The organism is Candidatus Latescibacter sp. IFSED24, assembly GCF_058273205.1.
Map to the genome: position 1 here is coordinate 676,644 of NZ_CM177850.1, position 26,937 is coordinate 703,580.

Annotated in this window: 16 protein-coding genes; 11 read left to right on the top strand and 5 right to left on the bottom strand. The window is 69.5% G+C overall.

Features of this window, described 5'->3' with window-relative positions:
* The first annotated feature begins 11 nt into the window (after nucleotides 1-11).
* The 6 genes from IFSED24_RS02685 to IFSED24_RS02710 all read left to right on the top strand — a co-directional run bounded on the left by IFSED24_RS02685 (nucleotide 12) and on the right by IFSED24_RS02710 (nucleotide 14,626).
* Nucleotides 12-3,878, top strand: a complete 3,867-nt coding sequence (locus IFSED24_RS02685) for a translocation/assembly module TamB domain-containing protein (RefSeq protein WP_491333681.1) — start codon at nucleotides 12-14, stop codon at nucleotides 3,876-3,878.
* Complete coding sequence (locus tag IFSED24_RS02690; protein WP_491333682.1) at nucleotides 3,835-6,894, top strand: BamA/TamA family outer membrane protein; 3,060 nt, start codon at nucleotides 3,835-3,837, stop codon at nucleotides 6,892-6,894. The genes IFSED24_RS02685 and IFSED24_RS02690 overlap by 44 nt, the downstream gene beginning before the upstream one ends.
* 341 nt (nucleotides 6,895-7,235) lie before the next feature.
* Nucleotides 7,236-9,497: an ATP-dependent helicase gene (locus IFSED24_RS02695; protein WP_491333683.1), complete on the top strand. Its 2,262-nt coding sequence runs from the start codon at nucleotides 7,236-7,238 to the stop codon at nucleotides 9,495-9,497.
* Between the two features lie 262 nt (nucleotides 9,498-9,759).
* Nucleotides 9,760-10,335: a hypothetical protein gene (locus IFSED24_RS02700; RefSeq protein ID WP_491333684.1), complete on the top strand. Its 576-nt coding sequence runs from the start codon at nucleotides 9,760-9,762 to the stop codon at nucleotides 10,333-10,335.
* 24 nt (nucleotides 10,336-10,359) lie between these two features.
* Nucleotides 10,360-12,213, top strand: coding sequence for a choice-of-anchor J domain-containing protein (locus IFSED24_RS02705; RefSeq protein ID WP_491333685.1), 1,854 nt, complete (start codon nucleotides 10,360-10,362; stop codon nucleotides 12,211-12,213).
* Nucleotides 12,214-12,304: 91 nt separating this feature from the next.
* The gene (locus IFSED24_RS02710) at nucleotides 12,305-14,626 is read left to right on the top strand and encodes a M6 family metalloprotease domain-containing protein (protein ID WP_491333686.1); all 2,322 of its coding nucleotides are present in this window, start codon (nucleotides 12,305-12,307) and stop codon (nucleotides 14,624-14,626) included.
* Here the strand turns inward: IFSED24_RS02710 and IFSED24_RS02715 are convergent.
* The 3 genes from IFSED24_RS02715 to IFSED24_RS02725 form a co-directional block, all read right to left on the bottom strand.
* Complete coding sequence (locus IFSED24_RS02715; RefSeq protein WP_491333687.1) at nucleotides 14,623-16,593, bottom strand: M1 family aminopeptidase; 1,971 nt, start codon at nucleotides 16,591-16,593, stop codon at nucleotides 14,623-14,625. The two genes, IFSED24_RS02710 and IFSED24_RS02715, sit on opposite strands and share 4 nt — an antisense overlap.
* A 90-nt stretch (nucleotides 16,594-16,683) precedes the next feature.
* On the bottom strand, nucleotides 16,684-17,211 hold the full coding sequence (locus tag IFSED24_RS02720) for a chemotaxis protein CheW (protein WP_491333688.1): 528 nt from the start codon (nucleotides 17,209-17,211) through the stop codon (nucleotides 16,684-16,686).
* A gap of 104 nt (nucleotides 17,212-17,315) precedes the next feature.
* A complete protein-coding gene (locus tag IFSED24_RS02725) occupies nucleotides 17,316-18,812 on the bottom strand; it encodes an ABC transporter substrate-binding protein (protein ID WP_491333689.1) in 1,497 nt (498 codons plus the stop codon).
* A 283-nt stretch (nucleotides 18,813-19,095) separates the two neighbouring features.
* Between IFSED24_RS02725 and IFSED24_RS02730 the strand changes: the two genes are divergently transcribed.
* The 5 genes from IFSED24_RS02730 to IFSED24_RS02750 all read left to right on the top strand — a co-directional run bounded on the left by IFSED24_RS02730 (nucleotide 19,096) and on the right by IFSED24_RS02750 (nucleotide 25,681).
* A complete protein-coding gene (locus IFSED24_RS02730) occupies nucleotides 19,096-21,354 on the top strand; it encodes an ATP-binding protein (protein WP_491333690.1) in 2,259 nt (752 codons plus the stop codon).
* Nucleotides 21,355-21,683: 329 nt separating this feature from the next.
* Nucleotides 21,684-22,337, top strand: coding sequence for a lamin tail domain-containing protein (locus IFSED24_RS02735; protein WP_491333691.1), 654 nt, complete (start codon nucleotides 21,684-21,686; stop codon nucleotides 22,335-22,337).
* Nucleotides 22,338-22,489: 152 nt separating this feature from the next.
* Nucleotides 22,490-23,662, top strand: coding sequence for an acetyl-CoA C-acetyltransferase (locus IFSED24_RS02740; protein ID WP_491335021.1), 1,173 nt, complete (start codon nucleotides 22,490-22,492; stop codon nucleotides 23,660-23,662).
* A gap of 19 nt (nucleotides 23,663-23,681) precedes the next feature.
* The gene (locus IFSED24_RS02745; RefSeq protein WP_491333692.1) at nucleotides 23,682-24,524 is read left to right on the top strand and encodes a 3-hydroxyacyl-CoA dehydrogenase family protein; all 843 of its coding nucleotides are present in this window, start codon (nucleotides 23,682-23,684) and stop codon (nucleotides 24,522-24,524) included.
* Between the two features lie 8 nt (nucleotides 24,525-24,532).
* Nucleotides 24,533-25,681, top strand: a complete 1,149-nt coding sequence (locus IFSED24_RS02750; RefSeq protein WP_491333693.1) for an acyl-CoA dehydrogenase family protein — start codon at nucleotides 24,533-24,535, stop codon at nucleotides 25,679-25,681.
* Here IFSED24_RS02750 and IFSED24_RS02755 read toward each other — a convergent pair.
* Together IFSED24_RS02755 and IFSED24_RS02760 are read right to left on the bottom strand one after the other, a co-directional pair.
* Nucleotides 25,678-26,094, bottom strand: coding sequence for a DUF2752 domain-containing protein (locus IFSED24_RS02755; RefSeq protein ID WP_491333694.1), 417 nt, complete (start codon nucleotides 26,092-26,094; stop codon nucleotides 25,678-25,680). The genes IFSED24_RS02750 and IFSED24_RS02755 overlap by 4 nt on opposite strands.
* Nucleotides 26,091-26,735, bottom strand: a complete 645-nt coding sequence (locus IFSED24_RS02760) for a YIP1 family protein (protein WP_491333695.1) — start codon at nucleotides 26,733-26,735, stop codon at nucleotides 26,091-26,093. Before IFSED24_RS02760 ends, IFSED24_RS02755 begins: the two co-directional genes overlap by 4 nt.
* Nucleotides 26,736-26,937: the final 202 nt, after the last annotated feature.

Here is a 26,937-nt window from a genome sequence, read left to right on the forward strand (position 1 = left end):
AGAGGACGCGCGTGGCGCAACGACGCATCCGCTGGCCCGCCATCTCCACCGCCCTGCTGATCCTGGCGGGGATGGTGCTGCTGCTCTGGAACCCGGAGCTGCTGGCGCCGGCGGCCACGCGTCTGATCAACCGCCACCTGCAGTCCACCATCGACGGCAACCTGCGCGTCGGGACCTACAACATCCGCCCCTTCAGCGGACTCGACGCCTACGACGTGACCCTGACCCTGCGCGGCGAGCGCGGCGGACTGACCCTGGTGGCCGTCGACACCCTGGCGCTGGATTTCCGCCTGCGCGACGTGATCGGCCGGACCATCCACCTGCGGCGGCTCGAGGCCCAGGGCATCGAGGTCTACCACAACCAGGATCCCCCGGTGCCGCCTTCGGAGGCAGCCGCCGACCGTGGCACCGCGCTACCGCATCTCGTCATCGATCTGGTCGACATCCGCGACGGTCGCGTGGAGGTTTCCGACAGCGATGGTCTGCCGCGCGAGGGGATCGCCGAGATCGCCTGGCGCGGCGAGATCGCCGCCGATGGCGAGACCTTGCGCGTCGTGTCCCAGGGCGGCCACCTGGCATGGTACTCGCGCGGCGCGGTCCTGGACCGTCCCTACGGCGTGGTCGTCGTGGGGCGGGACGGCCTGCGGGTGGAGAGTCTCGGTGCGCTCTGGAACGAGGGGCGGGTCGCCGTCAGCGGCAGCTACGCGCCTGAGCGCTTCGACCTGACCGCCACCGGGCGGAACCTCTCCACCGAGGAGGTCAGCGATCTGACGGGTCTGGCTCTGGATTTCCATGCCGCCGGCGATGTCGATCTGCAGCTAACGAGCCAGCAGGACAGCCTGCGCCTGAACCTGGATTTCACCGGCCGCGTCGAGGAATGGGACCTGCAGGACGCCCATGGCGAGGCGCTGGTCACCGGCGATGTCGCCGAGTTCCACGTGCTGCGCAGCCGCGTGGGCTCAGGTTCGGCGTACTACGACGGCAACCTGATCGTCGACGCGCGCGACGCCGAGAGGGTGGTGGTCAGCCTCACGGGCGAGGGCCGCGACCTCGATCTCCAGACCGGTCTGATTCCCGGCGACGACGAGCTTCCGCGCACCTGGGGCCACGGTCGTCTGGAGATCGTGCACACCGTCGCGGACGAGGCGACCCGGGTCCGGGGCCTGCTCTGGGACGGCGGGATCGAGATCATGCCCTTCGACACCTGTCGGGTCGACATCTGGGCCGTGGCCGACTCGCTCCACTTCCATCACATCGATCTGCGCCGGGGCTCGCTGCGCGGCCAGCTGTCCGGAGCCAGCGACCGCCAGCAGATCTTCGACGGTGATCTGGACCTGGAGATCGCCGACCTGCGTGATCTCCCGTCGGATTGGCAGTGGCCCGAACTGCAGGGCAGCCTCGCCGGCCAGCTCCTGGTGCGCGGCCCGCTGGACAGCCTGGAGACCGCCGGCAACCTCGCTTTCCGGAATTTCGCGCTGGGCCTGGTGACCGCCAGGACCGGCCGGGCGGCGGTGGTGGCCACCAACGTGCTGGGCGAGGACTGGACCCTGAGCGCCGCCGCCGAGGGCGAACGCTTCGGACTGGGCGGGGTGCCGCTGGGACCTTATCTGATCTGGGCCCAGGCCGATCCCGCCAGCGTGGTCGTCGATTCGTTCTGGACCGCCCGCGGCGACACCATGGCCACCCTGCGCGGCCATGCCGACATCGTTCCCTCGGGCGCCGAACTCACCCTGGATCGTCTCCGGCTCGATTTCGCGGGCAACACCTGGGAGACCACCGACGTGGTGCAAGCCTCGGCCGGGCCGGGCCGGCTTCAACTGCCCATCATCCACCTGTCCTCGGAGCAGGGCGACCTGGCCGCCAGCGTCGAGTACAGCACAGCCGACAGCCTGCTCTCCGGCTACCTCGAGCTCATCAACTTCGACCTCAACCTCCTCAACCCGCTCCTGGAGGAGGATCGGCGTACGGGCGGCCACGCCACGGCGGTGGTCGAGGTGTCGGGCACTCCGCAGCGTCCGGAGGTGACGGTCCAGGGCGGTCTGGCCCGCGCGGCGTTCCCGCTGGCGCGGATCGACACCCTCACCATCGACGCGTCCTTCGTGGCGGGCACCGTCACGGTGGACAGTCTGAACCTGCTCAGCGAGTTCGGCCGCCTCGCCACCAGCGGCACCCTGAGCCATCCGGGCGTGGGCCTGCGGGAATGGTGGCGGGGAGCATCGCTCGACCTCGACCTGCAGATCCAGGACGGGGACTGGTCGTTCCTCGACCAGTTCGCCCTGCCCGCGCTGGATCGGCTCGCCGGCCAGGTCGACGGCCAGCTCCATCTGAGCGGCACCACCGACGATCCCCTGATCACCGGCGACCTGGACAGCGCGCCCTTCCACATCCACTGGCTGCACCTGGACCGGCTCACCGGGTCGATCCGCGCCGACCACAGCATGCTGGCCCTGGGCCAGCTCCGCGGCCACCAGGACGAGTTCATGCTGGAGGGGCGCCTCGAGATCCCGCTGGTCTTCGACCTGCACTCGGTGCCCATCTCTCCGCCCGACGGCCCGTTCTACGCCCGGCTGGCCCTGCCCGAGAACACCGACCTGGCTCCGCTCTACACCGCGACCAACGCCTTCATCGAGAGCCGTGGCCGCGGCCACGGCGAGATGATCGTCTCCGGACCGCTCTCGCATCCGCGCTACCAGGGCTGGCTCGACATCAACGGCATGGGCTTCGTGCTGCGGGGCAACGAGGAGGTCTACCGCAACTGCTCGGCCCGCGGCGTGTTCCGCGACGACCAGCTCATCATCCAGGAGCTGCGCGGCGAGGAGGGCCTCAAGGGCACCTTCGCCGGCGCCGGCACCGTGACCTTCGAGGGCCTGGTGCTCAAGACCTGGGACATCACCTTCCGCGCCGACCGGTTCCTGCTCGCGTCGATCCCCGAGCTGCGCGCGCTGGTACGGACCGAGAACGGGCGCTTGACGGGCGTGCCCGTGGGCCCGGACAGCCTGCTGGTGCCCAGGTTCACCGGTGATTTCGAGCTGATCCGCGGTCGCTACACCGGCAACTTCTCCAGCGAGGCCGGCGGGGCCGACCCCACCCTGGGCAACATCACCCCCGACTGGCTCGCCGACGTTCGCATCATCGGTCCGCCCCGTACCGCGCGCATCCAGAACCGCACCATGGAGCTGGACCTCTCCGGCGACGTCAACCTGGTTCGCGACGCCGACGGCATGATCCTCAACGGCAGCATGAACATCGACACCGGCCGGCTGCCGGTGTTCAACAACACCTTCCAGGTGGTGCGCGGCCGCCTCGATTACAGCCGCTCGGTGGGCGTGGTGCCCAACGTGGACATCGACGCCGAGACCAGGGTGCGCATCCGCAGCCAGGCCTCCAGCACCAGCGTGGTCGAGCGGATCACCGTCCACGCCACGGGGCCGGCCGACGCCATGGCCATCAGCTACTCGAGCGAGAGCGGCTATCCGCGCGAGGCCATCGAGCGCATGCTGCTCGGGCTGTCGCCCTATCCCGACGAGCAGGGCGATTCCGGCGCGCTGGCCAACGCTTCCATCGGCGCGGGCCTGAACATCCTCGAGCGCGAGATCGCCCGCGAGATCGACCTCTTCGACACCATCGAGATCGACCAGATCCAGCGCCAGCAGGCCGGCAGCACCGGCCTGGACCCGCTGATCGGGGTGGGCAAGTATCTCGGCTCGGACCTCTACATCAAGTACGCCCAGGGGCTCAACCAGAACGACCGCGACCTCTTGATCGAGTACCAGATCACCAACCACCTCCTCCTGCAGACCGAGATCCGCCGCCGGATCGACGAATACCAGGGTGATGCGACGTACAACCTGGACATCAAGTACCGCTTCGAGTACTAGCCTGCTCGCGGCGCTGGCCGTGCTTCTGCTCGTGGCCCTGCCGGCCAGCGGCCAGGGCTATGGCAAGAACAAGGTGCAGACCCGCGGTCTCCAGTGGCGGGTCATGACCACGCCGCACTTCGACCTGCACTTCCACGACGGCGCCGAGGAGCTGGCGGTCCGCGCCGCGATCATCGCCGAGCGCGCCTACAAGGAGTACGCCGACCGCCTCGACCGCGACCTGCCCTTCCGCGTCCCGTTCATCCTCTACTCGAGCCACGCCGACTTCGCCCAGACCAACATCGCCGACTACCTCATCGGCGAGGGCACCGGCGGCTTCTCCGAGCCGTTCCGCAACCGCATGGTCCTGCCCTACAACGGCTCGCACGCCGATTTCGTTCACGTGATCCGCCACGAGCTGGTCCACGTCTTCATGTTTGACATGGCCTTCGGCAAGCGGTCCACCGACCTCGGGCGCAACACGTTCTTCCGCATCCCGCTCTGGTTCGCCGAGGGCGTGGCCGAGTGGCTCAGCTCGGGGTGGGACGCCGGCGCCGAGATGATGATCCGCGACGCCACCATCAGCGATTACCTGCAGCCGCTCGAATACGTGGGCGGCTACATGGTCTACAAGCAGGGCCAGGCGGCCATGCGCCTGCTCTCGGAGCGTTACGGCCCGGAGAAGCTCAACGAATTCTGGACCGCTGTGGGTCGCCTGCGGAGCGTCGAGGCCGCGCTCATGCACACCTATGGCCTGACCATGGACGAGCTCAACCGCGTCTACGCCCGCGACCTGCGCCGCCGCTACTGGCCCGGCTACAGCACGCTCGAACTCATGGCCGAGATCGCCCGCCCGCTCACCGGCCTGGACACCGACGAGGCCTCGTTCCACGGCCGCCCCGCGCTGAATCCCGACGGCGACCTGCTGGTCTGCTTCACCGACCGCGAGGGCCTGATCGACCTCTACCTCCTGTCCGCCATCGACGGTCGCGAGATCCGCCGTCTCGGCCGCAGCATGCGCGCGAGCCGTTTCGAGAGCTTCCATAGTTTCCGTTCGGGCCTGGACTGGTCCCCCGATGGTCGCGAGGTGATCCTGGTGGCCAAGAGCGGTAACCGCGAGACGCTCCACACGATCAGCGTGGACGACGGCCAGGTCACGCGCAGCTGGGCCCTGGGACTGGACGTGGCCGCCAATCCCGCCTGGTCCCCAGACGGTGGCCTCGTGGCCCTGGTGGGCACCGAGCGCGGCCGCACCGACCTCTACCTCCTGGAGATGGTTCCCGGCGCCCTGGACCGGACCTGGATCCGCGGCGCCGCGACGCCGCGCACCCTGCCCGGCGGCGCCCGGCTGCTGCGCCTGACCGACGACGCCGGCGACGAGGGCGCCCCCGCCTGGTCCCCCGACGGCCGCCGCCTCGCCTTCTCGTTCAATCCGCTGGCCGAGGTGGAATTCGAGTTCGAGGTGCTGACCGGCGGTGAGAAGCGGCTCCTGCACGCCAGCGCGGCCGACACCAGCCGCATCGCCCCGCCGCCCGCGGTGGAGATCCTCGACCTCTCCGGCGCCCGCCGCCGGCTCTTCGAGCCCCATGAACGCCGCCGGGATCCGATCTGGATCGACCAGCAGACCCTGGCCGTGGTCGACGGACGCGACGGCATCGACAACCTGGCCATCGTGCACCTCGGTACCGGTGAACAGCGCCGCCTGACCAACGTCCTCGGCGGCATCCAGCACCTGAGCTACGCTCCGGTCAGCGACCGCCTCGTCTTCAGCGCGTTCAACAGCGCGGGCTACGACCTCTATGCCGCCGACGCGTTCCTGGCCGAGTGGTCGCGGCGCACGCCCGGCGGCAAGACTCCCGACCCCGTGGTGGAGGAGCCGCCCCAGCTGGTGACCCGCGCCGGTCCGGCCGACACCCTGCGCATGGACCCGGGCGAGATCGGCCTGGTCCGCGACTACCGCCCACGCTTCCGCCTCGACGCCTCGCGCGCCCTGGCCGGCGGCAGCGTCTACTGGACCAGCGCCGGCGGCCTCGGCTTCGCCAACCTGCTGACCCTGACCGACGACCTCGGCGACCGCCGTCTCGACTTCCTGCTCAACTTCTACGGCTCGCTGGAGAACAGCGACCTGGCCATGACCTACACCTACCTCAAGCGCCGCATCGACCTGAGCGCCGGCGCCTTCCTGTTCAACAACTTCTACAACTCCATCATCACCAGCGTCGGCGAGTTGCTCACCGACGACACCCTGTTCAAGGAGAAGAACTACGGCTTCTTCGGCCGCGCCAGCTACCCGCTGTCCACGTTCGACCGCATCGACCTGGACGTCCAGCTCCTGAACAGCGACCGCACCGAGTACGCCTACGACCAGTACGGCTACCTCGTCCCCGCCGCCAAGCGCCGCAACCGCCTCCTGCAGCCCACCCTGGGCATCACCCACGATAACGCGCTCTACGGCCTGCACGGCCCGCTGGCCGGCAGCCGCTGGTCACTGAGCGTGAGCCGTGGCATCCCCATCTCGGAGAGCAGTCTCAACCGCTGGACCGCCGTGGCCGACCTGCGCAAGTACTGGCTCCCCTGGCGCCGCAACGGCCTCGCGCTGCACCTGACCTACGCGCACAGCGACGGAGAGGACCCGCGCGCCTTCATCATCGGCGGCCCCTGGACCCTGCGCGGCTACCGCTATCGCGACTACCGCACCCTGCCGAACCTGGCCGGCACCAAGATGGCGCTCTTCAGCCTGGAATACCGCCTCCCGTTCGTGGACTACCTGATCTTCGGCTGGCCCGGCCGCTGGGGCTTCGCGGGCATCGGCGGCGCGGTGTTCTTCGACGCCGGCTGCGCCTGGACCGACCGCGTCAACTTCTTCGGCGACGACGCCAACGGCGACTGGGGCATGCAGGATCTCCGCGGCGACTTCGGCCTCGGCCTGCGCGCCAATATCTTCGGCCTGCCCGCCAAGTTCGACTGGGCCTGGCGCACCGACCTGCGCCGCACCGACGGCAACGTCTTCCACTTCTCAATCGGCCCCGATTTCTAGCCGGGCGCGGCGGCATGCGCATGCCGGCACACACCCTGCGGGTTCTCCGCAAACGCAGCCATGGCGGCCAGGGGACCTCGGCGCGGTCGACCTCGATGGGGGCGAGGCCGGGGCGGAAATCCAAGGTTGTGGAGGGCATGCAATCGCGTCAATTCCGGGAGGATGGAGAAGGCAATTATCGCACAGCATTAAGGCGAACACAAGGCGAAAAAACAGCCAGGCAGATGACCGCATTCCGGCCGGTGCGCCGCCACCATTTGACGCCACTGCTCCCATCACTATCCTTGGCGGACGCCCCGCACCCTGATCGACCGCGCCGCAGCCAAGGAGCACCCCCAAGGATGGACCTGCTCGAAGCCCTGAACCCCGCCCAGCGCGAAGCCGTCACCGCCGGCGACGGTCCCGTCCTCGTGGTGGCGGGTGCCGGCAGCGGCAAGACCCGCGTGCTGACCACGCGCATCGCCTGGCTGCTCGAGCAGGGCGTTCATCCCGGTGAAATCCTCGCGTACACCTTCACCAACAAGGCCGCCAAGCAGATGAAGGAGCGCGTGGCCCGGCAGGTTGGCGAGGAAAGGGCGCCGTTCTGGATCGGCACCTTCCACGCCACCGGCGCCAGGATCCTCCGCCAGCACGCCGACCGCCTCGGCCTGCCCCGCGACTTCGCCATCTACGACAGCGACGACCAGAAGCGCCTGCTGAAGAACGTGCTGGCCGACCTCAAGATCGATCCCAAGCAGTTCGCCATCCCCGGCATCCGGCAAGCCATCAGCAAGTGGAAGAACGAGGACGACTCCGCCGAGCAGGCGCTGGCCGCGGCCACGACCTACGTCGAGGAGGTCTACGCCAAGCTCTACCAGGGCTACCAGGATGCGCTGCGGCAGTGCCAGGCCGTGGACTTCGACGACCTCATCCTCGAGACCGTCCACCTCCTCGAGACCCACGACGACGTGCGCGCCCATTACGCCGGCAAGTTCCGCCACGTGCTGGTGGACGAGTTCCAGGACACCAACCAGCTGCAGCTGCTGCTGGTCCGGCTCATGAGCTGCGAGCACCACAACGTGTTCGTGGTCGGCGACGACGACCAATCGATCTACGGTTGGCGCGGCGCGCGGGTGGAGAACATGCTCGAGTTCGACGAGCTATTTCCGGGGACCCAGACCTTCCGGCTCGAGCAGAACTACCGCTCGCTGGGCAACATCCTCGACGCCGCCAACGCGGTGATCGCGCACAACCGGCGCCGCAAGGGCAAGAACCTCTGGACCGAGGCGGGCCGCGGCGAGCCGCTCGCGGTGGAGCAGCAGCTCGACGCCGAGGACGAGTCGGCGCGGGTGGTGGAGATCGTCCGCGAGGAGCTGGCCGCCGGCCGCCAGCGCGGCGACATCACCGTGCTCTACCGCACCAACGCCCAGTCGCGGCTGCTGGAGGACGCGCTGCGGCGCGCGCGCATCGCGCATCAGGTGGTGGGCAGCGTCCAGTTCTACGAGCGGCGCGAGATCCGCGACCTGCTGGCGTATCTCAAGCTCACCGCCAATCCTGCCGACGAGGTCTCGCTCCAGCGCATCATCAACCAGCCCAAGCGCAAGATCGGCGCCACCACCGTGGGCCGGCTCCTCGCCTGCGCCCACCAGCACGAGATCGCCGTGGGCGACCTCGTGGCGCGACCCGACCTGCTGCGCGACGCCCTGGGGCACGCCGCGAGCCAGCGCGTGCTCGGCTTCCTGAACAGGCTCGCCGGCTGGCGCCGCGCCGCCTACGACGGCCTGCCCGTGCCCGAGCTCCTCCAGCGCATCATCGCCGACATCGACTACGAGACATTCCTCCACGAGGACGAGCCCGACACCGCGGCCGTGCGCATGGAGAACGTGGCCGAGCTGGTCAACGGCGCCTTCGCGTTCCACGAGGCCGCGGACGGCGGCACCCTGGGCCAGTTCCTCGAGCAGACCGCCCTGGTGGCCGACCAGGACACCATCGAGGACGGCGAGGGCGCGGTGCGGCTGATGACGGTGCACACCGCCAAGGGGCTCGAATTCCCCGTGGTCGTGCTCACCGGTTGCGAGGACGAGCTGCTGCCGCACATCACCAGCAGCGACACCGAGGAAGGCGTCGAGGAGGAGCGGCGGCTCTTCTACGTCGCCATCACCCGCGCCATGAGGCGGCTCTACCTGTTGCACGCCTCGCGCCGCCGCCGCTTCGGTTCGTACGAGGACACGCTGCCGTCACGCTTCCTCGGCGAGATCCCCGACGACCTCTGCGAACGTCGCCAGCTCGACCACGGCTGGCAGCAGCCCATCGGCCGCACGCTCTTCGGCGAGGCCGGCCTGCACCAGCGGCCGCGCAAGCCATCGCCCGACCTCTATTCCGCCGAGGCCCAGGCCCGTCGCCAGGCGCGCCACCGGCCAGCACGATCGGCCGGCTGGGACGAGGAGGTGGCGCAATCGGCTCCGTACTTCACGGGGCAACTGGTCCGCCACGCCAGTTTCGGCGCCGGTACCGTGGTCCGCCTCGAGGGACAGGGCGACGACCTCACCGTCACGGTGGATTTCCCCGAACACGGTCGGAAGCACATCCTGCCTCGGTTCGCGCCGCTGGTCCCCTTGGATTGAGAGCAGCCGGCGTTGGCATAATCGGACATTGACCAACCTCTTTCATCGTGGCAGGATACTGCTCTACGAAGAATGACGGATTCCGGCCCGCGACGGACGCCAACCCCGGACCTGGGAGGCGACCATGCTTGACCAGCTCTGCTGCGCTCACCGACATCCGGCCACAGTCACACCACGGGCACCGATCCAAGTTCCTGACCACCGTTCACACCACCGCGTGCGGTCGATCCTGCCTGACCACGTCCGAGCTGGAGGTATCGCGATGAGAACCATGATCACGCTGACCACCCTGGTGTGCCTGGCCCTCGTGGGCACCGCCGCCGCCACCGAACTGATGGACGACTGGAACGCCGACGCGACGCCCCAGTCGGGTTCCATCTTCGGCTATCCCTCCAACTTCGCCATCCAGTACGTGCCGGCCATGGATTACAACCTCGAGCGCGTCGAGTTCTACGCCGGCGCCAGCGACTATCTCGACGACGACCAGTTCACGGTCCAGCTCATGGGCGACTTCGACGGTCTGCCCGACGGCAACGTGCTGGCCAGCGCGGTGCACCCGCTGGTGGACGGGGAACCGGCCGGCTTCCAGGGCACCGACTTCGCCGAGCCGCTCTACCTCATGGCCGGCCAGACCTACTGGGTGCTCTACTTCGCCATGCCCTGGTCGCATTACAGCGCGGCGGTCGACGGCGTGGCGCTGGTCACCCTCTTCTCGGGCGATCAGATCCACTGGGATCCTGCCAACGACGAGCAGTGGATGGCCAGGTTCTGGGGCACCCCCTCGGGCGTGGCCGTGGAAGCCGTGACCTTCAGCGAGGTCAAGAGCCTGTTCCGGTAGTCAACCCAGGCTGGAGGTGAGGACATGACCCGCCACCACGCTGCGACCTTGCTGGTCGCCCTTGCGGTGCTGGCTGCTCCGGCCATGGCACTCGAGCTGGTCAACGAGAGCTTCGAAGCGCCCTTCCCGCCCCCGGGCTGGACCGTGCTGACCAGCGGCGAGGGCCCGCAGTGGAACCGCACCGAGGCGCAGGCGCACAGCGGCGCCTGGAGCGCGGTGGTGTTCTACGGTGGGGCCAGTCAGTACCAGGACGAGTGGCTGGTCACGCCTCCCCTGGACACCCGGGGCCTGTCCGAGCTCACGCTGGAGTGGTGGGAGGCCGCGCTCTACTGGCACCCGCTCTACGCCGACTACCACGAGGTCCTCTTTTCCACCACCATGCCCGACGATCCCGTCGCCTTCACCCCGCTCCTGCACATGACGCCCCAGGACTACGTGATCGGCGGGATGGACGGTGAGCCGGTGGTTCTGGACCTGGCTGACCTCATCGGCCACGAGACGCTCTACCTGGCGCTGCGCTACGTGGGCACCGCGGGCGACATCTGGTACGTGGACGACGTGCGCTGCTACCAGCCCGAGGAGCGCGACGTCGGGATCAACGCCGTGGGTCCGGACCACGGCTGGTTCCGGGCGGGGGAGGCCTTCCCGCCCACGGTCGAGCTGGAGAACTTCGGCGGCGAGGCGGTGGACTGCCTGGTGGAGCTGGCGGTGGCGGTCAACGGCACGCTCGAGGACACCCAGCAGCTCACCGCCGCGGGGCTGACGCCGGGCGAGGTGCGCGTGGTGGCCTTCCCCGCCTACCAGGCCACGACCGCGGGCTGGTACGACCTGACCGCCACCATCACCCTGGACGGCGATGCCGACCCCGGCAACGACCACGGGGCGACCGTCTGCTTCGCCTACTCCCGCGACCGTCTGCCGTACGGCCTGCTGGTCACCAACTGGGATTGCTCGGGCTGTCCCCAGGCCAACCAGGCGCTGGATGCCTACCTGGCCCTTAATCCCGAACAGCTGGCAATGGTGCGGGTGCACGGCTGGTGGCCGGGCGGCGACGACGATCCCATGTACCACGCCAACGTGCCCCAGAGCCGCTGGCTGATCTTCGATACCCCGACGGGGCCCGACTACGCGCCCCACCTCTGGCTCGACGGCACCGTGGATGCGGGTAGCGACGGTGCGGACTTCGCCGACCGCATCGCGGCGCGGCTCCAGATCCCCTCGCCGCTGGACCTGGTGGTGGCGAGCGAGGACGAGGGCGCCCGGGCCCGAGTGACCATGGATGTGCGTGAGCCCATCGCGCCGGGGACCGACCTCGTGCTGCGCCTCGCGGTGACCGAGGACCAGGTGGAGGCGGCGGGCGGCAACGGCGAGACCATCCACGAGCAGGTCTTCCGCCGCCTGTATCCCGACACGCTGGGACTGGCGGTGCCGACCGTCGCTGGCCTGCACGAGGTCGTCATCGAGACCCCCCTGGACGCCGCCTGGGTCGCGGAGAACCTGCATCTGGTGGCCTGGGTCCGCGACGAGAACACGAAGCAGCTCTACAACGCGGCCCGCGGCAACGTCGACGGTGGCACCGTCGCCGTCCCGCCTGCCGATGGGTTCGCGACGCTGGCCGGTGCCTTCCCCAACCCGAGCAATCCGCGCACCGTGGTGGTCTTCCGCCTGCCGGCCGCCGGCCCGGTGGAGGTGGCGGCCTACGACCTGACGGGACGACGCCTCGCCACGCTGGCCTCCGGATTCCTCGCCGCGGGCACCCACCGCGTGTCCTGGGAGGGCCGTGATGGCGGGGGGCGCGCCTTGCCTTCGGGAACCTACCTGATCCGGCTGCGGACCGACCAAGGCGACGACACCTGCAAGCTCCTGCTCTGCCGCTGACCGACGGCCCGATCCCTGCATCTCGGGGTGGAACGACGTTCCGCCCCGTGCAGGATCGTCCCTCGTCTGGCCTGATCAGGGAGCACGACGGTTGCCGCGACAGAAGCTCCGTGCATTTTGCAACGCCGCCCTGCTGGTGTTGCTGATCCTCGCCCCGGGTCGCGCCTCGGCTGTGGCCCCACCCCGACCCGGCTCCACCGCCCAGACCCCCACCGTGCTCCAGCACTGGCCCGGCCCCAAGCCCGGCCTCGCCTCCCACGCGGCGCTGGCCTTGGGCACCGACAAGAGCGCCTTGCTGCACCGCCTGCCGGTGCTGCCGGGCGGCTTCAGCGACCGCGCCGGTTCGGTGTCGGTCGCCGCCCTGCAGGCGGTCTTCACCGGCACGAACTCGGTCCAGGACTACTACGACGAGGCCAGCGGCGGGCGGCTCGACGTCCAGGGCCAGGTCGGCGACTGGCTGCGCGTATCGCAGACCCGGTCGTACTACGCGGGCGACGACAACGGCATGGATCTCTGGGGCGCGCCCCACAACGCGGGCCGCTTCGTGCGCGACCTCGTGACCCTGGCCGACCAGGCCGGTTTCGACTGGGGTCCCTACGACAACGACGGCCCCGACGGCGTGCCCAACAGCGGCGACGACGACGGCCGCGTGGACTGCGTGGTGGTCGTGCACGCCGGACCCGGCGGCGAGTGCGGTACCGCCGACCTCTGGAGCCACTGCTTCTTTCTCGCCGGCTGGGGCTATGGCACCTACACCACGGGGACCCGGCGCACCGGCGGCGGCTACCTCCTCGTGGACGATTACATTCTGGTGCCCGAGCAGTCGTGCGACGGCGGGGTCATCGAGATCGGCGTGATCTGCCACGAGTACGGCCACGTGCTCGGCCTGCCCGACCTCTACGACACCGCGAGCAGCCGCGCCGGCATCGGGGGCTGGGGCCTGATGGGCTCGGGCAGCTGGGGCGGTGATGGCGCGAGTCCCGACTCGCCCTCGCATCCCTGCGCCTGGAGCCGCTGCGAACTGGGTTGGGTCACGCCGCAGGACGTGCGTCAGGACGGTATGGTGAGCCTGGCCGCGGATGCCGTCCTGTCCGTCCGCGATCCCGACATGGCCGCGGGCGAGTACTTTCTGATCGAGAACCGGCGGCGGACCGGCTACGACACGTCGCTGCCCGGCGAAGGCCTGCTGATCTGGCATGTCGACGAGGAGATCATCGACCGGACGCGGCCACTCAACGAGGTCAACGTGGGCACCTCCTACGGTGTGGCGCTGGAAGAGGCCGATGGCCTGGACCAGCTGCTCCAGGTCTCTGGCGGCAACCGCGGCGACGCCGGCGATCCCTGGCCCGGCACGTTGGGCGCCACCCGCTTCGCCGCGGGCACCCAGCCCTCCAGCAAGGACAACGCCGGCCGGCGGACCGACGTGCTGGTGCGGGGGATCCTCTCGCCACGCCCACTGGCCGAGTTCTTCGTGGAGGTGGGCGTTCCCTATCTCGACACCGATCTGCCGCTGGTCTCCATCCTGGTCCCTGCCGGCGACGAGCAGTGGACCCTAGGCGACATGCAGACCGTGGTCTGGACCGCCAGCGACCCTGGCGGGGTCGGCGCGGTGGACCTCCGCCTCAGCTACGACGGCGGCATGACCTATCCGCGGCGTCTGGCCACCGGCCTGGACAACACCGGGGTCTGGACCGGCAGCCTGGGGCCGACCCCGGGTGAACTAATGGTGATCGGGGTGGCCGCGCGCGACGCCGAGGGCAACGAGGGCACCGCCCAGAGCGGCGTCTTCGCCCTGATCGACCGTTACGAGCCCGGCGTGGTCCTGACCCTCGGTCCCGCGGCGGGCAGCCAGCTGGCGCCCCAGGACGCGGTGGAGCTGGCCTGGGTCAGCGCCGACAACGTGGGCGTGGTCGCCATGGCGCTCGAGCTGAGCCGTGACGGCGGCGCCACCTGGGAACCGGCCGGCACCGGTCTGCCGGCCAACGGCAGCACCGTCTGGACCGTTCCCGATCCCTCCTGCCCGTCCGCGCGGCTGCGGCTCGCCGCGCGCGATGCCGCGGGCAACCTGGGGACGGCCCTGAGCGAGGTCTTCGCCATCCTCGGTTCGCCGACCACGACCGACGTGCCCGATGTCCAGCAGCTGTCGCTGGGGCCGTGCGTGCCCAACCCCTTCAATCCACGCGCGGAGATCGTCTTCTCGCTGCCCCGGGCCGGTCGAGTGCAGCTCCTGATCCACGACGCCGCCGGGCGCCTCGTCCGCCGCCTGCTCGACGAACCCCGCGGTGCGGGCGTGCAGCGGGTGGTCTGGAACGGTCGGGATGATCAGGGGCGGCATGCCGCCAGCGGCGTGTACTACATCCGGGCGCAGGGCCCGGGCGGCCGGGCGCTACTGAAGGTGACGCTCGTCCGTTAGTGCAGGAACGTGACCTTGCGCACGGTCCGGTCGTCGGGGGTGCGTAGTTCGAGCCAGTAGACGCCCGCCGCCACGCCGCGGCCCTGGTCGTCGCGACCATCCCATGTCCAGAGCAGCGGATCCTCCGGTCCCAGGCCAGGCTGCAAGCCGAGATCGGCGCGCCGCACCTGGCGGCCGCGCACGTCGTAGACAGCGGCGGTGACCCGGTCGGCCGCCGCGAGCCAGTAGGCCAGGTTGACCGACCCGATGGCCGGGTTGGGACGTGGCTGGGCGGCGAGCAGCCGCGGTGGCGGCGAATCGGCGGTGCGGAAGAGGAGCCAGCCGTCGGGGTCGAGGACCACGCTGTCCACCGGCGCCGTGGTCTGGACCACGGTGCCCGCGAGGGTCGCGTCCATGCGCAGGCGCCGGTCGAGGCGCTCGGGGCCGGCATGCACGCGCACCGGCACCGTCAGCGGGAAGAACGGGGCGCCCTGGTGCTGGGTCACCTCCACCAGGGTGCCGCCGTCCACACGGCGCCAGCGCACGCCCAGCTCGGGCACCGCCTCGGTGTCGAGCCAGGGCGCGAGGAAAGCGGCCACGTCCAGGCCCGAGGCGGCGGTGGAGGCGGTGGTCATGGCGGCACGGTCGGTGCTGGCGTGGCGGAGCGCCGGATCGGTGGCATAGTCGTGGAGGAAGGCGAAGAACGCCGGATCGCCCAGGTGGCAGCGCAGCATGTGCAGGACCCAGGCGCCCTTGTCGTAGACCAGCAGATTGGGCAGGACGGGGTCGGGGTCGGCGAGCAGGCCGTCGCCCTGGAAGAGGTCGTCGTCGCGGAGGAGGTCGAGGTGGGCGAGGTAGGCGGCCGGTCCCTCGACGTGTTCGAGCCAGAGCGCCTCGGTATAGCGGGCGAAACCCTCGTTGAGCCAGATGTCCGACCAGACCCGCGGCGTCAGGCTGTCTCCGAACCAGTGGTGGGCCATCTCGTGGACGTTGACCAGCTGGGCCGAGCGTGTGGGCAGGAGCAGCGAGGCCTGGCCGAACGCGGTGACGGTCTGGTTCTCCATGGCGCCGCCCCAGGCGATCTCGGCCTGGGCGTACTTCTCGCCGGCGAAGGGGTAGGGGCCGGCCAGGTCCTCGAGGAACTGCATCATGGCGCACGTCGGCGCGAAGACCGCCTCGGCCTCGGTCCGGTGCTCGGGGAAGACGTGATACTGCAGCGGCAGGGGGCCCTCGGCGCAGGGACAGGTCTCCTCCCAGGAGGCGAAGTTGCTCGTGGCGAGGCCCACCAGGTAGGTGGCCACGGGATGGTCGGTGGCCCAGCGCCAGAGGCGACGCCCCGCGGGCAGCGGGGTGGTGTCCTGCAGGACGCCGGTGGCGACCACGGTCAGGGTGTCGGGCGCCGTGATGTCGAAGCGCAGGGTGGCCTTGTCGGCGGGATGATCCTTGCAGGGGAACCAGCTGTGGCTCGAATAGGGCTGGGAGACGTTGCCCACGCTGGGGCCGTCGTCGCTGGGGTCGTCGGGGGTCCAGTCGCCGTGGTCGCGCAGGAGCAGTCCGGCCCAGAGCGTGCCGTGCCGCGGCGGCCGGCCGGCGTACTCCACGATGATGGTGTGGGCGGCGCCGGCCTGGGGCGGATCAGGCAGGGCCACGCGCAGGCTGTCGCCGGCCTGGATCCAGGGTGCCGGTACGCCGTCGCGCAGGACGGAGCTGACGGCGAGCGCGTCCACCAGGTCGAGGCGCAGTTCGACGGGAGGTTCGGCCAGCAGCGCGAGCTCGATGGTGGTGCGGCCCTCGATGCGCGGGGTCTGGGGGGGCAGGGCGGCGAGGTCGAGTTCGAGATGGTAGGCGAGGACGTCGTAGCCGCGCGTGTCGCCGGCCGGGATGCGACCGGGCCAGGGCAGGTCGGGCAGGGGCGCGGTCTTGTCCGGCGGCGGCACGGAGGCCGCGGCCGAGAGCGTCAGCAGGACCGAGAGGATGAGCGTGAGCATACCGGTATGATACGGCCACGTGCGGAACGATGAAAGCCCCGCGACCAGGTCGCGGGGCTTTCGGGGGCGTCCGAGCTCGGAGCAGGGGGGTTACGACTCGTCACTCATGGCACCCACCATGGTCATTTCGCCGGCGCTGAGGATGCGGTCGGCATCCAGGAGCATGACCACGTTGTCCTGGAACTTGCCCATGCCCAGCAGGAACTTCTCGGCCTCGGGATCGCCGAACGACGGGGGCGGCTCCACCTGGTCGCTCTTGATGTCCATGACCTCGGAGACCTGGTCGACGATGACGCCCATGGTCACCAGGCAATCGCTCATGTTGACCTGGACCACCATGATGCAGGTCAATTCGGTGTTCTCCTTGGCCGCCATGCCGAACTTCAGGCGCAGATCGATGACCGGGATCACCTTGCCGCGCAGATTGATCACGCCGCGTACGAAATCGGGGGTGCGCGGTACGGCCGTGATGGTCATCAAGCCGATGATCTCCTGGACCTTCAGGATCTCGAGTCCGAAGTTCTCCTCGTCCAGCTTGAAGCCCATGTACTTGCCGGCCAGGTCGTCACGGATCGTAGTGGGTTCCAGCAGGGCGGTGCTGTCTTGGCTCGTCGTCATGGTTGTCCCCTTGGAGATTGTCTACGAGCACCTCATATGAACGCATATGGTTTCGACATCGCATAAGATGCCTTTAGTTAAAAAATGATATATTGTCATAATAATTATCGAAAGCTTTGCGCTTGCCAGCCGCCGGTCCACAGGCGCAGGCAGCCATCGTACTCGCAGCTCAGACCGACCAGCCCGGGTACCCGGATCAGGTAGGCGCGGCTCTGGACCAGCGGCTGCACGGTCCGGGTCTGCTCGAGCCGGCGGGCCATGGCCAGCACGCGCGGTGGTTCGGCCTGATCCACCGGGCGGGCGGCGGTGGCGCCAGGGGGGACGAGCCCGGTGTCGGCCGTGGGATCCTGGGCCGCCTCGCGCAACCATTCCGACAGCGAGAGCAGCCGTGCCAGCTCGTGGCAGGGAGCCGGGAAACGACGGGGCCAGGGCAGGATCAGGGCCCCGGCCTTGCCGGCCTGGAGGTGGGCCGTCAGATCGGCCGGGCTCACCGCGGCCGCTTCGGGCGCGACGCCAGGACCGGGTGGATCCGGTGGGGTGAGCGGTCCCCTGCTGGGCAGATCGGGTCCGGGACGCAGGGGGCGGGCTGCCAGGACGGCCAGGCGCTCGGCCAGCCGTCCGGCGTCGGGGTCGTCGGCAGGCCAGACGATGAGATCCGTGTCGCGCGAGGCCAGCGTCTCGGTGCCGGTGAGGCCGGGATTCCCGAGCACCGGCACCGGATTGGCGAGCTCCGGACAGAGCAGGTTGGGCGGCTCGAAGGCGAAGAAGTCGGCCGGTTCCGCATCCTGGCTGGTCACCTCCCGCGCCAGTTCGACCCGATCCCACCCCGCGGTCCAGCGGCGGCGGTCCCGCTCCTCGGCCCCCGTCCCTGCCGCAGGGACCACCAGGTAGTAGCGGCGATCCCAGGGTAACGCCTCCAGGCGAGTCGCGCGGCGGCCCTCGTAATACGCGACCACGTCGTGCTGGCGAGTGACCAGGGCGTCGTGGCCCAGATCCAGGAGGCTCCGTTCGTCGGCGTCGACCACGAGCGACACCTCGAGACGGTCCCAGATCGGAGCCTGGGGATGATCCAGGCGAGGTCGCAGTTCGAGGCGCTGATCACGGGGCGGGGCCGCGGGCTGCAGTGGCCCGCTGCCGGCCAGCCAGCCGCGGCCATCAGGAGGGCCGGTGATCGCCAGGGCCGGATGTGCCAGCAGCAGCGGGAGCTGTTCGCTGGCGGCGGACAGCTGGATCACCAGTTCCTGCGGTCCCATCACCTGCAGGGCGCTTCCGGTGGGGGAGAAGAGGAGGAACGGGTCGGGTTCCCCGCGGAGACGGCAGAGCGCCGCGGCGCGGCGCCAGGACGCGACCACCGCCGTGGCATCCGCCGGCGTGCCATCCCAGAAGGTGGCACTGTCACGCAGGGTCAAGACCCAGACGCGGCCCTCGTCGAAAGCTTCCCAGCGGACGGCCAGACCCGGTCCGGGCACGCCGTCACAGCCCACCCGGACCAGCGGCTCGTACAGGTTGCGGAAGAGCTGGCGTTCGGCCTCGGTGACCGGCAGGGGAGCCCGGGACGGCACCACGGTGCCCGGAAGGGCGAGTCGGAATGCCCCATTCATCTCCGGCCGCTGGCCGCCAGGGCAGTCCACAGCCGCCGCCGGCATGGTCAGTGGACCGGGATCGTAAGGCTGGGATCGCCAGGAGGTCCCGTTCCCGGAAGGTTGCGAGCCGCAGCCGGCCAGCCCCCACAGGGCGCAGAGAAACAGGAGCCATCCGTGCCGGAATATCTTCTTGACCATAAGGGAAACCTTAGTCATACTACGGCCTCGCAAGTAGCGACATGGTTGGAGGGAACCAACCAGCAACGGCAAGGATGCCCCGCCCGGGGAAGCGAACCGCATCATGTTGCTGGCCGCCTTCTGGTTTCAATCTCCCGCCACCTGGCCCACGGCGCTGGTGGCCGTGGCTGCCGGATCGTTCCTCGGACTCACCACGCTCTTCGTCGTCCAGCTGCGGCGCCAGGTCCAGGCGGCCTGGGCCGAGACCGGCCGGATCTACCAGCGCAGCACGCAGCGCTTCACCGCCGTGGGCGAACTCCTCGAGGACGTCCTCATCGAGGCCGATGCGACCCGGACCCTGACGTATACCAACCGGGCCTTCCATGCCCTCACCAGCTACCGCGAGAGGGATCTCCGGAGCGGGCTGAACCTGGGCGACCTGTTCGACCCGGACGAATGCGGGCAACTCATGGAGGATCTGGAGAGCCTGCGTTCGACGGACGACGTCAGGGTCCGGTCCTATTCGCTGCGTTGCCGGGATGGAGCGCGGGTTCCGGTGTCGCTGCGCCTGTCGGCCATCGTCGACCAGGAACGTGTGGTCGGGTGGCGCGGTCTCCTGGAGGCGATCACCGAGTCGGCGGCGGATCCGGTGGCCAGGCCCTCGTACTCGGCGGAGCAGATCCTGGGCGAGATCCTGCAGGACTTCGAGGTCACGCCGCGCCAGGAACACGGCGGAGCCCTGGCCCGCGGACTCAGCCTCATCGGCAGCCGGATCGGCGCCGATCGCTGCTACCACTACATGCAGAGCCCTGATGGGTCGAGCCTCCTCAGTCATCGCCAATGGTATGCGCCGGGTGTCTCGCCGTTGCGCGATGATCAGTGTCTGCCCGGCCTGACCAGCTACCCCTGGACCAGGGAACGCTTGATCGAGGATGGCGCGCTGGTGGTCACCGATGTGGAACGTCTTGCGGCGGAAGAGGTTCCGGAACGGGTTCGCTGGCTCGCCCAGGGCATCACCTCGCTCCTGGTCGTCCCGCTCCGCGTGCAGGGCGAGGTGGTCGGGCTGCTCGGGTGCGAGACCCTGGGCCGTCAGCGGCGATGGTGTCGCAAGGACCGGCAGCTCCTGGAGACCATGGCCCAGATCTGCCAGCGTGTCCAGTGTCACGATCAGACCAGCCAGCGTCTCGACGAGGCCAACGATCGCGCAGGCGATCTGGCCGAACTCCTGCCCGAACCGGTGGCGATGACCGACTCCGCCGCGGTCCTGGTGATCTGGAATCAGGCGCTCGAGCAGCTCACCGGCCGGCCGGCCAGCGAGATGCGGGGGCTGTCCGTCCGTGACGCCGTGGCCCGGGTGCTGCCCGGCAGCGAGGACTGGCTCGCGACGCGTCTGGCAGCTGGCGACAAGGTCCCGTTGCCCGGCTCCAGCGGGCTCTTCGAGATCATCGACCCGCAGGGACGACGCACCTGGGTGCAACTCACAATGCGCCCTCTGGGCCAGGAGTCGGGGTGGTTGCTGCATTTCTGTGACATGACCGCCGCCAGGCGCAACGAGCGGCTGGAGCAGGAAGTGGTCGAGCAGCAGGGCGAGTTGCGGCAGGCGCAGGACCACCTGGTGGAGTCGGAGAAGATGGCGGCGGTGGCGCGCATGGTCACCGGCCTCGCCCACGAGATCAACACGCCCGTGGGGGTGGGGCTGACCGCCGCCAACCATCTGGGGGATCGCGCCCAGGAGATCGCCAGCCGGTACCAGGACGGGTTGATGCGCCGGTCGGAATTCGAGGACTTCCTCGCCTCGGCCCGCGAGTCGTCGCGACTGATCAACGACAACCTCCAGCGAGCGGCCGACCTGGTGAGCGGGATGCGCCAGGCGGCGGTGGACCAGGTGGTCTCGCGACCGCGTCGGATCCCGCTGTGCGAGTACCTGGGCGACGTGCTCCTGAGCCTGGGCCCGCGGCTGCGCGAGCGGCACGCGGAGGTCCGCTTCACCTGCCCCGAGGACCTCGTCCTGATGGCCGACCCCGGCGTGCTCTACCGCGTGGTCAGCAACCTCGTCATGAACTCGTTGCAGCATGGTTTCGATGGCTTGCTCGTGGGCGAGATCCAGATCACGGTCAGCCGCTGCGACCGTGGCATCGTGCTGGATTATCGCGATGACGGTCGCGGCATGACTCCCGAGCAGGTCCATCACCTCTACGAGCCGTTCTTCACCTCGGCCCGCGGCCAGGGCGGCATGGGGCTGGGCATGCACATCGTCTACAGCCTGGTCACCCACGATCTCGGCGGCACCATCGCCTGCACCAGTCGACCCGGCAAGGGCACCCAGTATCGCATCTCGATCCCGCATCCCCAGGAGCCCGCTGCCCCTGGCTCTCGGTCCTGAGTCCATAGGCTAGCTCGACTCCGCCGACTTCAGTTTCGCGGACCACCCCATCGCCTTCCAGCGTGCCGACTCGGTGGCCGAGACCACATGCAGATCAGCCGCTGCGAGGCACGCGAACGTCGACAGAACCCGCGCCGAGCGTCCCCGCTCGAGGACACCCATTCCCACCACGCCCTGCTGAACGCTCCCGGCGTCGGGCGGCCACTGGCGTCCGGAGGGCCGCATCCATCGCCGGCGGTCCCACCGGCCCGCTTCCTGCGAGTGGCCGGCGCCCGCCGGACGACGATCCGTCCGGCGATCTGGAACGACCTCCCGATTGGAGCAACAGCATGCGCGAAGGTATCTGGCGATCCGGACTGGGAGTCCTGCTGCTGGCCCTCTCGCTGGGGCTGGTCCTGGCCGCTGGGCCGGCCCGGTCGCAGCCGGTCCTGAACGAGCTGCTGGCAGATCCGGCCAGCGACTGGGACAGCGACGGCGAGATCGACAGCAAGCTCGACGAGTGGGTGGAGGTTTACAATCCCGGACCGGGAGACGTGCACCTCACCGAGTACTGGCTGCGCGACGGGCTCGGCGAGGCGGTGCACCTGAACCTGTTCGGAGTGCTGGCGCCGGGCGAGGTGGCGGTCTTCTACGGGTATCATGCCGTGGCCTGGCAACTCGAGAACGGCGCCGGCAGCTCGGGCCTGTCGCTGAACAACGGCGGCGACACGGTGCAGTTGCTGCGCACGGACCCCGATGATCCCGACAACCTCCTGCTGGTGGACGAGAAGGTCTACGTGGCTCACGAGGGGGCCGATGACCGTGCCTGCGGCCGGGCCCCCGATGGCGGCACCTGGGTCCTTTTCGACAGTCTCAACCCCTACGAGGGGGACCTCGAGCCGCTGGGCACCGGCTGCGAGCCCACGCCGGGTCTGAACAACGACTGCGACGAGACGCCCACCGAGGCCGTACCCTGGAGCGAGGTCAAGTCGCGCTGGCGGTGAGACCGGCGCTGTGCGGTGCGGTCTGAGTCGACTTCCTGTATTCTTTTTGGGGTCCGGCGCTGCCGCGGCGCAGCGCCGGATCTCTTGCGATCGGGAGCTGTCGACCCTGGACTTTCAACGCGCAGTGAGGTCGTGTCGTGAACAAGCGAGTGATGATCTGTGGGGCGGTCCGGACCCCCATCGGCAAATTCCAGGGCGGTCTCGCCCCCCTGAAGGCGCCCCAGCTGGGCGCCAAGGCGGTCCAGGCGCTGCTCGAGCGCACGGGCCTCGACGCAGCGGCCCTGGACGAGGTGATCCTGGGCAACGTGGTCCAGGCCGGGCTGCACCAGAACCCCGCCCGGCAGGCGTCGATCTTCGGCGGCGTACCCAGCGCGGTGAGCGCCATGACCATCAACAAGGTCTGCGGCTCGGGCCTGAAGGCCGTGGCCCTGGCCGCACAGGCCATCCGGGCCGGCGACGCCCGCTGCATCCTGGCCGGCGGTTTCGAGAGCATGAGCAACATTCCCTACGCGCTGCCCAAGGCGCGCGACGGCTACCGGCTGGGCAACGGTGAGATCATCGACCTCCTGGTGCACGACGGCCTGTGGGATGTCTACAACGATTACCACATGGGGCTGACCGCCGAGTGGGTGGTGGACACCTACCGGGTCAGCCGCGAGGACCAGGACGCCTTCGCCGCGCTGAGCCATCAGCGGGCCGTGGCGGCGTGGGAGCGGGGCGACTTCGCCCGCGAGGTCGTGCCGGTGGAGATTCCCCAGCGCAAGGGCGACCCCGTGATCGTCGACCGCGACGAGGGGCCGCGCGGCGACACCACGGCCGACGGCCTGGCCCGGCTCAGGCCGGTCTTCAAGCGGGACGGCGGGGCGGTGACCGCGGGCAACGCCTCGACCATCAACGACGGCGCTGCCGCGCTCCTGGTCTGCGATGCCGACTTCGCCGCGGCGCACGGCCTGGAGGTCCGCGCCGAGGTCATGGCCTACGGCACCGGCGCCGTGGCGCCCAACGAGGTCATGATGGCCCCCGTGACGGCGGTCGGCCGGCTCCTCGAGCGGACGGGCGGCGCGGTGAGCGATTTCGACCTGGTCGAGGTCAACGAGGCCTTCGCCGCCCAGGCGGTGGCGGTGAGCCGCGAACTCGCTCTGGATCCCGAGAAGACCAACATCCGCGGCGGCGGCATCAGCCTGGGCCATCCCATCGGCTGCAGCGGCGCGCGGATCCTCGTGACCCTGCTGCACGCGCTGGAGGACACCGGCGGCGAGCAGGGACTGGCCACGCTCTGCCTCGGCGGCGGCGACGCCGTGGCGCTCACCATCCGCCGCATCTAGGCGGGAAGGGAGGACGACGATGAAGGTCGCGGTTATCGGCGGCGGGACCATGGGCAATGGCATTGCCCACGTCTTCGCCCAGAACGGGCACGAGGTGACCCTGATCGACGCGCAGCCGGCGGCGCTGGAACGCGCGCGGGCCACCATCGAGAAGAATCTCGGACGGCAGGTGAAGAAGGAAGCCATCAGCGAGGCCGACGCCAAGGCCACCCTGGCGCGGCTCACGACGTCCGGCGACCTGACGGACGCCGCCGGCAGCAGTCTGGTGATCGAGGCGGTCTTCGAGAGTTTCGAGGTGAAGCGGGAGATCTTCACCAAGCTCGACGAGATCTGCCCGGCCGACACGGTTCTCGCCAGCAACACCAGCAGCATCAGCCTGACCAAGATCGCCGGCTGCACCGGACGCGCCGACCGCGTCATCGGCATGCACTTCATGAACCCGGTGCCGGTGATGAAGCTGGTCGAGGTGATCTGCGGCCAGGCCACCAGCCCGGAGACCCTGGCGCTGGTCACCGAGGTCGCCAAGCAGCTGGGCAAGGTGCCGGTGACGGTGCAGGACTATCCCGGGTTCATCAGCAACCGCGTGCTCATGCCCATGATCAACGAGGCGGTGTACTGTCTGATGGAGGGCGTGGCCGATCGCGAGGCCATCGACACCGTGATGAAGCTGGGCATGGCCCATCCCATGGGCCCCTTGACCCTGGCCGACTTCATCGGGCTGGACATCTGCCTCGACATCATGAACGTGCTGTACGAGGGCTTCGGCGACAGCAAGTACCGGCCCTGTCCGCTCTTGCGGCGCATGGTCGACGCGGGCTTCCTCGGTCGCAAGTCCGGTCGCGGCTTCTACGAGTACGAATAGGGGGCCGCATGGATTTCGAACTCACCGAGAACCAGCGCATGCTGCGGGACATGACCCGCGACTTCGCCTCGCAGGAGATCGCCCCGCTGGCCCACGAGATGGATGTGACCGGCGAGGTCCCCGAATCGCTGCTGGACAAGATGCGCGCGTCGGGATTCTTCGGACTCAGCTATCCCGAGGAGTACGGCGGGCTCGGACTGGACACCATCTCCTACGGGCTCGTGGTGGAGGAGCTGGCGCGGCAGAGTGCCGGGATCTGCATCATGGTCACCGTGCACAACAGCGTGGGCTTCTATCCGGTGGCGGGCTTCGGCAGCGACCAGGTCAAGGCGGCGTTCCTGCCGCGCATGGCCGCCGGCGAGCTGGCCAGCTTCTGCGTCTCCGAGCCCAACGCCGGCAGCGACGCCGCGGCGCTCGGCGCCACCGCCCGCCACGATGGCGACCACTACGTGCTGGACGGCTCCAAGGTCTGGGTCACCAACGGTTCGCGTGCGCAGTTCTTCGTGGTGCTCGCCCGTGAGCCTGGCTCGACGGGCCATCGCGGCATCCACGCCTTCCTGGTCGAGCGCGACAGTCCCGGACTCGCGGTGGCCAAGAAGGAGGACAAGCTCGGCCTGCGCGCCAGCGACACCGTGGTGATCAGCCTCGATGGTGTGCGTGTCCCGGTGGCGCAACGTCTCGGCGACGAGGGCCAGGGGTTCCGGATCGCCATGACCGCCCTCGACGGGGGTCGGATCGGGGTGGCCTTCCAGGCGCTCGGCATCGGGCGCGCTTGTCTCGAGGAGGCGCTCCTGTATGCCCGCGCGCGCGAGGCTTTCGGCAAGCCGCTCTCGGAGCAGCCGGTGATCCAGCACAAGCTGGCAGACATGGCCACCGAACTCGATGCGGCGCGGCTGCTCGCCCTGCGCGCCTCGTGGCTCAAGGATCAAGGGCGTCCCTACACTCGCGAGGCGGCCATGGCCAAGCTCTTCGCCACCGAGGCCGCCGGCCGGGCGGCCGACGAGGCGCTTCAGATCCATGGCGGGTATGGCTACGTCAAGGAGTACCCGGTCGAGCGGTACTATCGGGACGTGCGGGTCACCCGGATCTACGAGGGGACCAGCGAGATCCAGCGACTGGTGATCGCCCGCCAGACCCTGGCCGGCCGCACGGGCTAGAGCCGGTCGGCCACCAGAACCCAGGCCCAGCTGGCGACCGCGAGGATCGCCAGGGCCACCACGAGGCGGCGTCCGTCACCGGGCGCCGCCTCGATGCGTCGCTGCCAGCGTGGCCGCAGCGTCATGGCCAGTCCGCCCAGGGCCCATACCGCCGCTGCCACTGTCAGGAGGGCCACCAGGGGATTGGCCAGCAAAGCGGCCAGGAGTCGGCCTCGGCCGAGTTCGACCAGGGCCATGGTCCCACCGCAAGTGAGGCACGGCACTCCGAGCAACGACTCCAGCCGGCAGGGCCCGGACCACATCTGGAAGGTCTGGGGATGTCGTTGCAACCACCAAAGGCCGCAGGGCAGGAGCAGGAGCGTGGCCAGGGCCAGCCGCCGGGACAGGCCCGGATCGCCCGGAACCAGCTTCACTGGATGGCGGCCAGGCCCAGGAGCGCGAGAGCCCAGCTACTCCACACCAGGAGGCCCAGCATGACGGGAGCCACCACGGCAACGATGGCTTTCCATTCCTGGCACTCGTGGATCCGGGCCAGGCCGATGATCGTCACCACCAGTTCCCAGATCAGACCGACGAACCAGCCGCAGAAGGGCAGGACCGAGAGCAGTCGCGTGGCCCGCGTGTAGGCCACGACCCGGAAGGTGGCCTCGAAGCCCAGCCGGTTGCCGCCGGTCACCACCAGCAGCGCGTGGAAGATGGCGGCGCGCAGGTACACCAGCACCACCGCGGTCAGGGGACTCAGGATGAAATTGAAGCCGGTCAGGGGGCTATGGAAGAGGCGTGAGGTGGGGCCGCCGAGAATGGCCGGCAGGTTGCCGGCGGACAGGGCCCACATCCAGTCGAAGAGGGCGCCGAGGAGCGCCAGCAGCGCGGCGAAGAGCAACGGCTGCAGGTAGCCCAGGCCCACGGGCATGCGCCGGAACATCCGATCCGGAGCGAGCAGGACCAGGCGGATGGTCAGGACCAGGGCGTTGAGGAAACCGTAGCGATCACGCTCTTCCCACGGGGGAGGCCGCAGGGACCGGGTGTCCGGGCTGGGGAGGTTCTCAGTCAAGGGTCGTCCTTTCGCGGCGTGGTTGACCTCTCCTACGCAGCCGACGGGCGCGCGTTGCATGATCCAGCCACCCGTGCCTAGCATTCTAGTCCGGACGAATCGCGCTCACAAGACGCATCACGAGGCGGCGGACACAAGATTCCATTGAATTCGTCCGGGCAAACCGGCATCCTCGCCATCTGGATCCTGATCGACCGACCGT

What these genes read in the sequence shown, in the direction of transcription:
- IFSED24_RS02750 (WP_491333693.1), top strand. Translation starts at nt 24,533, where the DNA reads ATGGATTTCGAACTCACCGAGAACCAGCGCATGCTGCGGGACATGACC.
- IFSED24_RS02715 (WP_491333687.1), bottom strand. Translation starts at nt 16,593, where the DNA reads ATGCTCACGCTCATCCTCTCGGTCCTGCTGACGCTCTCGGCCGCGGCC.
- IFSED24_RS02695 (WP_491333683.1), top strand. Translation starts at nt 7,236, where the DNA reads ATGGACCTGCTCGAAGCCCTGAACCCCGCCCAGCGCGAAGCCGTCACC.
- IFSED24_RS02745 (WP_491333692.1), top strand. Translation starts at nt 23,682, where the DNA reads ATGAAGGTCGCGGTTATCGGCGGCGGGACCATGGGCAATGGCATTGCC.
- IFSED24_RS02740 (WP_491335021.1), top strand. Translation starts at nt 22,490, where the DNA reads ATGATCTGTGGGGCGGTCCGGACCCCCATCGGCAAATTCCAGGGCGGT.
- IFSED24_RS02720 (WP_491333688.1), bottom strand. Translation starts at nt 17,211, where the DNA reads ATGACGACGAGCCAAGACAGCACCGCCCTGCTGGAACCCACTACGATC.
- IFSED24_RS02700 (WP_491333684.1), top strand. Translation starts at nt 9,760, where the DNA reads ATGAGAACCATGATCACGCTGACCACCCTGGTGTGCCTGGCCCTCGTG.
- IFSED24_RS02735 (WP_491333691.1), top strand. Translation starts at nt 21,684, where the DNA reads ATGCGCGAAGGTATCTGGCGATCCGGACTGGGAGTCCTGCTGCTGGCC.
- IFSED24_RS02690 (WP_491333682.1), top strand. Translation starts at nt 3,835, where the DNA reads ATGCGACGTACAACCTGGACATCAAGTACCGCTTCGAGTACTAGCCTG.
- IFSED24_RS02725 (WP_491333689.1), bottom strand. Translation starts at nt 18,812, where the DNA reads ATGAATGGGGCATTCCGACTCGCCCTTCCGGGCACCGTGGTGCCGTCC.
- IFSED24_RS02730 (WP_491333690.1), top strand. Translation starts at nt 19,096, where the DNA reads ATGTTGCTGGCCGCCTTCTGGTTTCAATCTCCCGCCACCTGGCCCACG.
- IFSED24_RS02705 (WP_491333685.1), top strand. Translation starts at nt 10,360, where the DNA reads ATGACCCGCCACCACGCTGCGACCTTGCTGGTCGCCCTTGCGGTGCTG.